Raw genomic sequence first — 11,734 nt, 5'->3', positions numbered from 1 at the left:
GATAGTATTTTTTTGGGTAGGGGAGGGCTCCCATGCCCTCCTTCACTAAACGAGTATGGGCGGACCATCGTGTCCGCCCTCGAAAAGTAGAATTGATTGTCCGATTCGTTCTGAAGATCAGGAAGGGGAATCGAAAAGCTCCGGATAGGTTTTCTGGGCACATTCCGGACACATCCCGTGAGTAAACTCTGCATCGGTATGTTTACTGACATACACCTCAACCTGATTCCAGTAACCTTGATCATCGCGAATCTTCTTGCATACACAACAGATTGGCAGAATCCCACGCAGTGTTTTGATCTGGTCTAACGCGTCATTTAACTGATCAATTGTATTCTGTAGTCGTTTTTCCTGTTGCTTGACTTCTGTGATGTCCGTGTGGGTGCCATACATCTTGAGTGGTTTGTGATCCTCTGACCAATCAACTACGACACCCCGATCATGTATCCATACCCAATGTCCTTCCTTATGTTTCATCCGACAAACTGAGTCATAGAACTGCGTTTCTCCGGCGAAATGCTTGGCAAGTAATTCATTGGAAAGCTGTAAATCATCGGGATGGGCAAGTTGTAGCCAGGTATTAATTGAGATCGGTTCCAACTCACTCAATTTATAACCTAGGATTTCGGCCCATCGTTCGTTAAAAACCGTTTCACCGGTTTGGACATTCCACTCCCATGTTCCTGCCTGAGTCCCTTCAATCACATTCACAAGTTTTTTGTGTTCAGTAACTAATTTTCGCTCTGCTACCTTCCGCTCGGTGACATCGTAGATATTGGAGTACAACAAGTTGCGACCTTGATAGTTAATCGGACTGGTGTGTACTTCAACATCCCGGATTTCACCATTTGCTAAGCGATGCTTGAAATGGAAACATTCTTGTTGCTCTAACTCAGCTAATGCAAGTTCCTGGGCAATTTCACTCGGTGTGAGAGTATTGATGTCAGAGACGTTTTTCTGCAATATCTCAGAATGATCATAACCATAATAAGTACTTGCTGCTGAATTTGCTTCCAGAATCATACCGGATTTTGGATCAATGAGAAGCTTCACAGTTTTGTTACGCTCAAACAAAGTCCGGTAACGTTCTTCACTTTCGATCAACGCGAATTCAAAACGTTTCCGCTCTGAAATGTCAATCATGACAGTAAGGTAACATGGCTTACCCTGACTTACGATTGTTTCTCCAGAGAATAACCCGTAGATGACTCCGCCATCTTTTCGTCGCATCATCATTTCTTTATTTGAGAATTGCTTGAAGTCTTTGAGGAGTGCGGCAAGTGAATCATGTTTGGCTTTGTCAAAGGCTAAGTTAAGTTCAGCAGAGGTTTTGCCGATGACTTCTGCTCGGGAATAACCGAGAACGCTCAGAAATGTATTATTTACATCAATAAACCTTCGTTCAGGCAAGGAAGAAACTGCCATCAAGGCAGGGTTATTACGAAAAAGTCGCTCAAATCGTTGATTTGCTTCGGATTCACCATTCAGCAGTTTTATTATCCCAAAAATCGCATCTTTATCGTCCCACTTACCAAACCAAACTCGAGTTTCGACCGGAACAATCTTACCGGATTTTGCAACGACAGGTAAAGGACAAACATCGCGCTCACCGCGAACCATACTCGCAAAAATCTCCTCCGCCTCTGCTCGATGGTTTTCCGGATTGAGTTCCAAAAGGTGCATTTGTTGAAGGTCTTCAACGGTGTAACCTAACACTCGTTCTATGGCATTGTTGGCATACAGCACCTTGCCATCAGGCGTGCTAACCACGACGATTTCTTCAAATGATTCGAATAAATTCCGGAAAGTTGATCCGTTCTCCATTATCGCATCTCCGAATTGTTTAAAAATCAGTAAGATGTTTTCTTCCAAACGTGCTGACAAAATTAGTCGTACCGAATCTCATTGTCAAATTGTGGCAGCCGGAGAAGAGCAACTTTCTATCATTCAACAACTATAATAAAATTGTTCTGTTCGAAGAATCATATTGATTAGAGTTAGTAAGAATGACTATTTGTGCAATTATCGAAACTTATTGTTTATCAAAAGTATAATAACATAATCCGATAGCCAAATCGTGGTATATGCTTTTTGTTCGCTTTTCCCCCTGTTTTTCATTATATTTAGCGTCTGGAACATAGCCCATTGCCATCCGGATTGACCCCGGTTCGTTTCGTTTGATAAGAAATACATCTATTGCCTTATCACCTCACGGATTGAAGTAAAGCCAAAACCGATGCCGCCGAATCTGAAATCACCCGCGCTCGAAGAAGTTGTTAAGCGCCTGTCGAAGTTACCGGGGATCGGTAAAAAAGCGGCGTTGCGGATGGCAGTGCATTTACTGGAAACCCCGATCGATGACGTGGAAGCATTAGCGGAAGCGATTCGCAACGTCAAACGAAAAATCGGTTTCTGTTCGATTTGCGGCAATTGGACCGAGCGTGACCCTTGTCCGATCTGCGATTCGTTACAGCGGGACAGTTCTCTGCTGTGCGTAATCGAAACCCCGGCAGACCTGATGGCGGTTGAGCAAAGCGGATTTCGCGGGTTGTACCACGTACTGGGGGGAGCGTTATCCCCACTGGATGACATCGGTCCCGAGCAACTCAGTTTTCGCGCGTTAATGCATCGGATCGAGCAAGGCAAGTTTTTGGAAATCATAGCGGCAATGAATCCGACAGCGGAAGGGGATGCGACTGCCATGTATTTAGCCCGGTTAGTCGCACCGCTCAATATCAAAGTAACACGGATTGGATTCGGTTTACCGATCGGTTCCGATTTACGATTGGCCGACGAAGAGACCCTTTCCTATTCCCTGAAAGGTCGCCGCGAATTGTAGTTGTCATTGCGAGAGCGCTTTGCGCCGAAGCAATCCCAGTACGACCGATACACAACTCTATCGAGTCGCACAGACAACACCGAACTTAACAACGGTTGAACAAGTTCAACCAATATTCTTTTTTGTACCTCCAAGGACGACCGGCCGGGTCGTCCGAAGACCACAGATATCGAAGCAGGAGCTTAGACCGATCACCGCAACGCGATAGGATCAACTAGTCAAGGAATCGGGAACGCTGTTACCCGGAACATCGAACGAATACCATCGCGCAGCCAACCGAGGAGCAATATCGAAATGCCAAAGAAGTACATCACCATTGACGGAAATGAAGCGGCAGCCTACGTCGCATTCCGTACGAATGAGGTATGCTCGATTTACCCGATTACCCCATCCTCCAATATGGGTGAATGGGCGGATCAATGGGCAGCCTATGGAAAGACCAATATCTGGGGAACCATCCCCTCCGTCGTCGAAATGCAGTCGGAAGGCGGAGCCTCCGGTGCTATCCACGGCGCATTACAGACCGGCGCATTGGCGACCACCTTTACCGCCAGCCAAGGTCTGTTGCTAATGATCCCGAACATGTTTAAAATCGCCGGTGAATTAACTTCGACGGTTTTCCATGTCAGCGCCCGCGCGATTGCCGCGCAAGCGTTGTCGATTTTTGGTGACCATAGCGACATCAACGCTTGCCGGACAACCGGTTGGGGTATGCTCGGTTCCGCTTCCGTACAGGAAGTCATGGACTTTGCACTAATCTCGCAAGTCGCGACGCTCAAATCACGCATTCCCTTCATCCACTTCTTCGATGGGTTCCGAACCAGTCACGAAGTGAACAAGATCGAAGTGATTCCCGACGAAATCATGCTCAAGATGATGGAGCCGCAACTCATCCGTGCCCATCGCGAACGCGCGCTCACCCCGGATAAACCGGTACTGCGCGGTTCTGCCCAAAATCCAGACGTCTACTTCCAAGGCCGGGAAACAGTAAATCCGTTTTACGATGTATGCCCGAAAATCGTACAGGATGTCATGGACGACTTCGCAAAGTTGACCGGACGCCAGTACAGACTTTTTGAATACGTCGGTGATCCCAATGCCGAAACCGTCATCGTTTTGATGGCAAGCGGTTGCGAAACGGTGCATGAGACCGTCGAATATCTAACGTCCAAGGGTGAAAAAGTCGGTGTATTGAAAGTTCGGCTTTATCGACCCTTCTCATCCGAAGATATGATCAAGGCATTACCGAAGAGCGTGAAAGTGATTACTGCGCTTGATCGTACCAAGGAACCGGGCGGAGCCGGCGAACCGTTGTACCAAGACATTCTCACTGCCTTAGCGGAAAACGCCAACGAAGGTTGGGCAACTTTCCAGAATCCGATCAAAGTCGTTGGTGGACGATACGGTCTCGCCTCAAAAGAATTCACCCCGGCGATGGTGAAATCGGTATTCGATAATGCGATGTCCGCAAAACCGAAGAACCATTTCACTATTGGTATTATCGACGACGTGTCGATGACCTCGCTGACGTGGGATGACAATTTCTCCACCGATGGCGATGAAGTAATCAAAGGCGTATTCTTTGGACTTGGTGCCGACGGTACGGTTTCCGCCAATAAGAATTCGATCAAGATTATCGGCGAAGAAACCGAAAATTCGGCACAGGGTTACTTCGTATACGACTCGAAGAAATCCGGCTCGATTACTACGAGTCACTTGCGCTTCGGTCCGAACAAAATTCGCAGCACTTATCTAATCAGTCAGGCGAATTTCCTCGGCTGCCACCAGACCGTATTCCTTGAGACTTATGATATCCTCAAGTATGCGAAACCCGGTGCAGTCTTCCTACTCAACACTCAAGTCGCTGCCGATAAAGTTTGGGATACCCTGCCGCGTTCGGTGCAGGAATCGATGATCAAGAAGCAAGTCAAGTTCTACATTATCGATGGCTACAAAGTGGCGAAGGAAGCCGGTCTTGGCGGTCGTATTAATACGATTATGCAGACCTGTTTCTTTGCGATTTCCGGTATTCTGCCCCGCGACGAAGCGATTCAACGCATCAAGGATTCCATCAAGAAGACGTGGGCTGCCCGTGGTGATAAAATTGTTCAAATGAACTTTGCCGCGGTCGATAGTACTCTCGCGAATCTCTTTGAAGTTCCTCTACCCGCAACTGTGACATCTTCAATCACAGCCCGTGCCGCGGTTGCTCCCGGTGCGCCGAAGTATGTCGAAGAAGTCACATCGCTGATGATTCTCGCGCGCGGCGACGAAGTAAAAGTCTCGCAAATGCCCATTGATGGTACATTTGAGCTTTCTACTGCTCAGTACGAGAAGCGGAATATCGCGTTGGAAGTCCCGGTATGGGATACCGATACCTGTATCCAGTGCGGTAAGTGCGTGATTGCGTGTCCCCACGCCACCATTCGCCAGAAGGTCTTCCCGGCGGAATTGATGAAGGATGCACCAGCAACTTTCAAGGCTGTACCGTTCAAAGGAACCGAATACAAGGGTATGATGTATTCGCTGCAAGTCGCTGTCGAAGATTGTACCGGCTGTGCGCTATGCGTCAGCTATTGCCCCGCAAAGAACAAATCCAATACCGCGCTCAAGGCGATCAATATGGCGGATCAACTGCCGTTGCGTGATGCCGAACGCGAAAACTGGAATTTCTTCCTCACATTACCGGAAGTCGACCGCAAAGATGCCAAGATTACAACAGTCAAAGGAAGCCAATTCCTGCGTCCGTTGTTTGAGTTCAGCGGTGCGTGTGCCGGTTGCGGTGAAACCCCGTATTACAAACTCTTGACTCAACTCTACGGCGACCGAGCCGTGATTGCTAATGCGACCGGATGTTCTTCGATTTACGGCGGCAATCTGCCCACCACGCCGTTTGCAGTAGATGCCAATGGCAGGGGTCCGGCATGGTCAAACTCCTTGTTTGAAGACAATGCGGAATTCGGTTTTGGTTTCCGGTTGACCTTTGACAAGTTGCGTGACCTCGCAATTCTGCGGATAAAAGGTTTTGCGGGAATCCTCGGTGATGATCTTGTCGATGGGATAATACAAAATGTCGATTGCCGCGACGAAGCCGGTATCGAAGCGCAACGTGACCGTATCAAGCTCATGAAAGAGAAACTTGAGAAGATCGATACCGATGCCGCGAAGGACTTACTTGCTATCGCCGATAACCTTGTCCGACGTTCGGTCTGGATCGTCGGTGGCGACGGTTGGGCCTACGACATCGGTTATGGCGGACTCGATCACGTATTAGCAAGTGGCCGTGATGTAAATATTATGGTACTCGATACCGAAGTTTATTCGAATACCGGTGGACAGTGCTCGAAGGCGACGCCGATAGGAGCAGTAGCGAAGTTTGCCGCTGGTGGCAAGCCGATTGGTAAGAAAGACTTGGGACTAATCGCGATGACTTACGGTCATGTGTACGTAGCACAAGTAGCGATGGGTGCTAACGATGGTCAAACCATTCGGGCATTCCTGGAAGCTGATGCTTACAATGGACCGTCACTTATCATTTGCTATTCGCACTGCATCGCCCACGGCATCGATATGGCGAAAGGGATGGAACATCAGCAACGCGCCGTTAACTCTGGCAACTGGCCGATGTACCGTTACAATCCGATGCTGGTCGCCGAAGGCAAGAATCCACTCAAACTCGATTATAACCAACCCAAGATTAAAATGGGTGAGTATATGAATGCGCAGACTCGCTTCAATATGTTGAACAAGAGCCACCCCGATGCGGCGAAGCACTTGCTCATCATGGCGCAGCAACACGCCGAAGCGAAGTGGACGTATCTTGAGCAATTGGCGAAAATGACGTACGGTACGCCGGAATCGAACTAAGCTGCGAACGGAAGGAAATCAATATGAATATGGACACATCCTATCTCGGATTGAAGTTGAAACATCCGCTCATTGCAGCGGCAAATCCAATCGCAGCAGACGTTTCCGGTATTCGCCAATTGGAAGACGGCGGTGCCGCGGCGGTAATCCTACCTTCGTTGTTTGAAGAGCAGATTACCCATGAAGCGTTGGAACTGCATTATCACACCACAGTAACAGCCGATACTTTTGCTGAAGCGCTTAGTTACTTCCCTGAACCGGAACAATTCATCGTTGGTCCGGAGGAGTATCTGAAACTGATTCAAGAAGCAAAGGCTGCGGTGAAAATCCCGGTGATCGCAAGCTTGAACGGTGTGACCGACGGCGGTTGGACCCGGATTGCCGAGCAAATCGAGCAGGCGGGCGCTGACGCGATTGAGTTGAATATGTATTACCTCGCGACCGATCCCAATGTCGTCGGATCGGAAATCGAGCGGCACTACATTGAAACGCTCAAAGCGGTGCGGAACGCTACGAAGCTTCCCATTGCAGTGAAGCTTTCTTCGTTCCTCAGCTCACCGGCGGCGATGGCGAAATCGATGGCAAATGCGGGTGCTGACGGACTCGTCCTCTTCAACCGTTTCTACCAACCTGATTTCGACTTGGATAAGCTCGAAGTTATTCCCAATCTACGGTTATCGAATAGCGATGATATGCGATTGGCGTTGCGATGGATTGCGATTCTGTTTGGTAAGACCAGTGCTGATTTATGTGCTACGGGTGGTTGCCATACCGGAATTGATGCAGTGAAACTGCTGATGGCAGGAGCTGATTCAATTCAAATCGCCAGCGCATTGCTCAAACACGGTCCGAGTTATTCGAAGACGTTGTTGAGTGAGCTGACGGAGTGGATGGAAAAACACGAATACACATCCATCAACCAAATGAAGGGTTCCATGAGTCACAAGAACGTAGCCGATGCCTCGGCATACGAACGCGCGAACTACATGAAGACCCTGCAAAGCTACCAAAAGTAGGTAACAACCGTACGTTGGACATTCCTGTCCAACGAAACTTGGAGGTTAGGCAACCCGCCTTGCGGCTTACCGCAGGTAATCCTGCCTGACTTCGATGAAGTAGAAGGGGCGTATCATGTACGCCCCTTTCTCTTATCCAGAGCGTGATTATTTGGTTTATATGAATCACTTCGATACAATTGTAGCCGCAGATTTAAGCCTGCGATTCTTGAAATCTGATAATCGCGAGGGTAAAACCCTCGACTATCACAATCTCTAGCTCTCTATCGTAATCACCTCTCCGAGTACTCTTCATTATTCGAATTCCTCTCAAAGCTTCGTTGCATATATCCTTGATTCCCCCTATTTTACAGGCATGGCAAAATTACAGCAAATTTCGTACCGAAACAATTCAGCGCTACCAATTGGCGACAAAAGCCTCACCGTTGCATTGCAGGAAATCCGCTATATCGTGACCGATGTTGACGGAGTTCTCACTAATGGAACAATAAATCTCGACGGTGGAACAAGCGAGTGGAAAGGATTCTCGGTGCGTGATGGAGTCGGAGTCTGGTTAGCGCAACAAGCAGACATCGAAGTTGCCATTTTAACGGGACGGTTAGTCCCCGTCGTTCATCGCCGTGCTAACGATTTAGGTATCAAGCATATCGTCGGAAGACCGATTAACGAAAAAGCGGATGGCTTCCTTGCATTACAACAAGAGTGGCATGCAAGCAAGGAACAAATTCTCTACATCGGGGACGATCTAATCGATATCCCGGTGTTTCCCTATTGTGGTGTTTCAGTCGCTCCGGCAGACGCCGACACTCACGTAATACATACAGCAACAGCCATTACCCGTGTGAATGGCGGTCAAGGCGTTCTGAGGGAAGTGGTCGAAGCCGTGTTGCATGCACAGAACCGCTGGGATACCATCATTTCCGAACATTTCAACATCGAACTTTCCTCTCCAAACGCATCATGAAGTATCCGTTTCGCACAATATTTCTCTTTGGAATACTGCTACTTATCGCAGTTGGTTGCCAGCAGAATACCAGTTTACCAGAAACGCCATTCCGCGATGTACCGCTGCAAGAGATGTATGGTGTGAAAATGCAGTTTTCGCAGGATGGCATCGTACGTAGCAAAGTAAGGTCGGCGAAAGTCGTGCAGATGAAAGAGGGGGAACCGACGAAGTTATCGGGAGGAGTAACGCTCTACTTTCTTGATTCGTTGGGAAATCGCTCTGGATTTATGTTATCGAAACGGGCAGAAGTCGACGAATTCCGCAGTTACTACATCGCTACGGGAGATGTTTACCTCTGGTCGGATACCTCAGAAGTCGCTTTAGAAACACAATCCCTGCGCTGGGATCCGCCGACTCGAAAGATAATCACCAATGACTCGGTACGAATCGCCACTCAACAGGACACCCTATATGGGATTGGGCTGATTGCCGATGAAAATTTGACGTTTTGGGAAATCATGCAGCCGATGGGTAAGAGTTATCGCGAACTCCAACAACGCGAACGAAAACCCGACCCCACCCGTCGCCGTTAACAGTTTTTTGAGAGACGGGTAGGGGCGGGTTCCCATGCCCGCCCGCGTGTCATTGCGAGCGCAGCGAAGCAATCCCAGTCGGAGGTATTGTAGCGCAGACAATCCTGTCTGCGAGTTTAATTGTAGGTCAGGCAACCCGCCTTGCGGTTCACCGCAGGTAATCCTGCCTACGAGGGTAGCGACAGGTCTCCAGACCTGTATTAAAAAATTTTGCAATCTTGTTTGACAAGTTTGAGCTTAGGGATTTTCATCTAACAGCATGTACTTTTTACGGCTCGCATTCTTTCTTTTTTTAACAACCCTATCGCTCGCTGCCGGTTTCGGTGGCCGACGCGGTCCACTTGTACTTGAACAAGCCGACATTCTGCGCAGTATAACCCGCGACACCGAACAAATCCGCATTCTCATCAACAACGTAAAATTCTCACAGGATGATATTCACATCCGGTGTGATTACGCCGAATTCTATTCGGAAGCGCGTCGCGTTTACATGCGTGGCAATGTCTATGTCGAAGATTCTACGCAAATCCTGATGGCAGATGAAGTAAACTACTACGAAGCTACCGGAATTGCTGAAGCAAACGGAAATGTAAAAGTCATTCAGCCGGACGGAAAAACGGTTTATTGCCGTCGACTTGATTATGATTATGACCGCGGCATTTCTACGTATCGTGGCGCAGTCGTTTTTATTGATTCCGTCCGCCGCACGACAGTTACTGGAGAAATGGCAACCTACGACGAAATCCTCCGAGAAGCCGACGTCACCGTACAGCCAAAATTGGTAAAGAAAGATTCGACCGGGCAGCACCCATTAACAATAACCGGGAGGCGGCTCTGGATGAACGATTCGTTGCGGCAAGCGCGGGTCGAAGCAGAAGTTGTGATCACGAAGGATACTCTGCAAGCGACCGGCGGCTTCTTAGTCTTTGATGATTCGACCGGTATCTCGACACTTACTCGCAGCCCCAAGTTAGTGCGGGGTAGAGAAGTCATGACTGCCGATAGTATGCGATTCTTGTTTATTGAAGATCAATTAAATGACATGATCGCAATCGGAACGGTAGTTGCCTTATCACCGGCTGATAGTACACCGCTTTCGCCACTCAATCGAATTACCGGGATGAACCTCCATTCTTATTTCGAGAAGGGCGATGCGAAACGAATTCTCGTATGGGGTAATGCGAAATCTCGTTACTATATCCGGGACAAGGCGAGCGATAATGGCGTCAACGTCGCCTCCGGTGACACCTTGGATATCGACTTTGTGAACAAGGAAATCGATGCAATCCGCATTGTCGGCGGCGTTGAAGGCACATACTATCCAATCGGATGGAAGCGGGAGATCGACGACTGATGATAACTTTACGAACGGAACATCTGGTAAAAATCTACGGCAAACGGAAAGTCGTAAATGACGTCGGCTTCCAAGTATCCCAAGGTGAGATTGTCGGTCTACTTGGTCCTAATGGCGCGGGTAAGACTACCAGTTTCTATATGACCGTTGGAATGATCAAACCGGATGGTGGAAAAATCTTTATCGGGGATGTCGATTGTACCACCCTCCCGATGTACAAACGGGCGAGACACGGGGTTGGCTACCTCGCACAGGAACCATCGGTCTTTCGCAAGCTAACCGTCTGGCAGAATATGATTGCGATTTTAGAAACGCTACCATTAAACAAAAAACAGCGCCTCGAAAAAGCCGAATCGCTGCTTGACGAATTCGGTTTACAGAAAGTTCGGAATTCCAAAGCGTATACACTGTCCGGCGGGGAACGACGACGTACTGAAATCGCCCGGGCATTGACGACCGATCCGAAATTTCTATTATTGGACGAACCGTTTGCCGGTATCGATCCGATTGCGGTGCAGGACATCCAGAGTATCGTTCGAGACCTGAAACGCCGGGGGATTGGGGTGTTAATTACCGATCACAACGTCCGGGAAACAATGGCGATTTGTGAACGGGCTTATTTGTTGTACACCGGAAGTATCCTGATTTCCGGGACGGCACAGGAGCTTGCCGACAACCCCGACGCCCGAAAACTCTATCTCGGGGAACGCTTTAAACTCGACACCCAAGAAGCATAGGTAATAATGTCATTGCGAGCGTAGCGAAGCAATCCCATTTGTATTTGGAGGTTAGGCAATCTTGCCTGACATAACCACGGGTACAGATAGGTATCCAGACCTGTTAACAAGAAATACCTGTTGGGTAGGGGCGGGTTCCCATGCCCGCCTGGGAAGCAAACAGTCGCATTATTTTTAGTTCAATAGGATCAGAAGAACAAATTCATCGTATGTTATCGAACCGTTTATCCCAAGTTCCAAAACTGGAACTGCAGCAAAAGATTACCCAGCAGCAAATTCTGCGGGCGGAATTGTTGCAGGTACCTTTGCTCGAGCTGTTGCAACGGGTCGATTTGGAATTGAATCAAAATCCGCTGTTAGAGTTAATCGACCCGGAAGATAA

8 protein-coding genes are annotated in these 11,734 nt (G+C 48.5%); 7 read left to right on the top strand and 1 reads right to left on the bottom strand.

The features are described 5' to 3' along the window. Window positions 1-117: 117 nt before the first annotated feature. Entirely contained in the window at window positions 118-1,824 is a 1,707-nt protein-coding gene (locus OEM52_10225) for a PAS domain-containing protein (protein ID MDK9700507.1), read from the bottom strand. 412 nt (window positions 1,825-2,236) lie between these two features. Here OEM52_10225 and recR point away from each other — a divergent pair, with 412 nt between their 5' ends. The 7 genes from recR to lptB all read left to right on the top strand — a co-directional run bounded on the left by recR (window position 2,237) and on the right by lptB (window position 11,352). Next, a complete protein-coding gene (gene recR / locus OEM52_10220; GenBank protein ID MDK9700506.1) occupies window positions 2,237-2,839 on the top strand; it encodes a recombination mediator RecR in 603 nt (200 codons plus the stop codon). A 294-nt stretch (window positions 2,840-3,133) separates the two neighbouring features. Continuing rightward, the gene (gene nifJ, locus OEM52_10215) at window positions 3,134-6,706 is read left to right on the top strand and encodes a pyruvate:ferredoxin (flavodoxin) oxidoreductase (protein MDK9700505.1); all 3,573 of its coding nucleotides are present in this window, start codon (window positions 3,134-3,136) and stop codon (window positions 6,704-6,706) included. A gap of 23 nt (window positions 6,707-6,729) precedes the next feature. Continuing rightward, window positions 6,730-7,722, top strand: a complete 993-nt coding sequence (locus tag OEM52_10210; protein MDK9700504.1) for a dihydroorotate dehydrogenase-like protein — start codon at window positions 6,730-6,732, stop codon at window positions 7,720-7,722. Window positions 7,723-8,077: 355 nt separating this feature from the next. Beyond that, complete coding sequence (locus tag OEM52_10205; GenBank protein ID MDK9700503.1) at window positions 8,078-8,686, top strand: HAD hydrolase family protein; 609 nt, start codon at window positions 8,078-8,080, stop codon at window positions 8,684-8,686. Beyond that, window positions 8,683-9,261: a hypothetical protein gene (locus tag OEM52_10200; GenBank protein MDK9700502.1), complete on the top strand. Its 579-nt coding sequence runs from the start codon at window positions 8,683-8,685 to the stop codon at window positions 9,259-9,261. Before OEM52_10205 ends, OEM52_10200 begins: the two co-directional genes overlap by 4 nt. 259 nt (window positions 9,262-9,520) lie before the next feature. After that, window positions 9,521-10,615, top strand: coding sequence for a hypothetical protein (locus OEM52_10195; protein MDK9700501.1), 1,095 nt, complete (start codon window positions 9,521-9,523; stop codon window positions 10,613-10,615). Then, a complete protein-coding gene (gene lptB / locus OEM52_10190; GenBank protein ID MDK9700500.1) occupies window positions 10,615-11,352 on the top strand; it encodes an LPS export ABC transporter ATP-binding protein in 738 nt (245 codons plus the stop codon). The genes OEM52_10195 and lptB overlap by 1 nt, the downstream gene beginning before the upstream one ends. Window positions 11,353-11,734 lie beyond the last annotated feature (382 nt).

Source organism: bacterium, from assembly GCA_030247525.1.
Lineage (GTDB): Bacteria > Electryoneota > JAOADG01 > JAOADG01 > JAOADG01 > JAOTSC01.
Note: the sequence above shows the minus strand (reverse complement) of the source record. Positions and strands in the feature narration are given on the sequence as shown.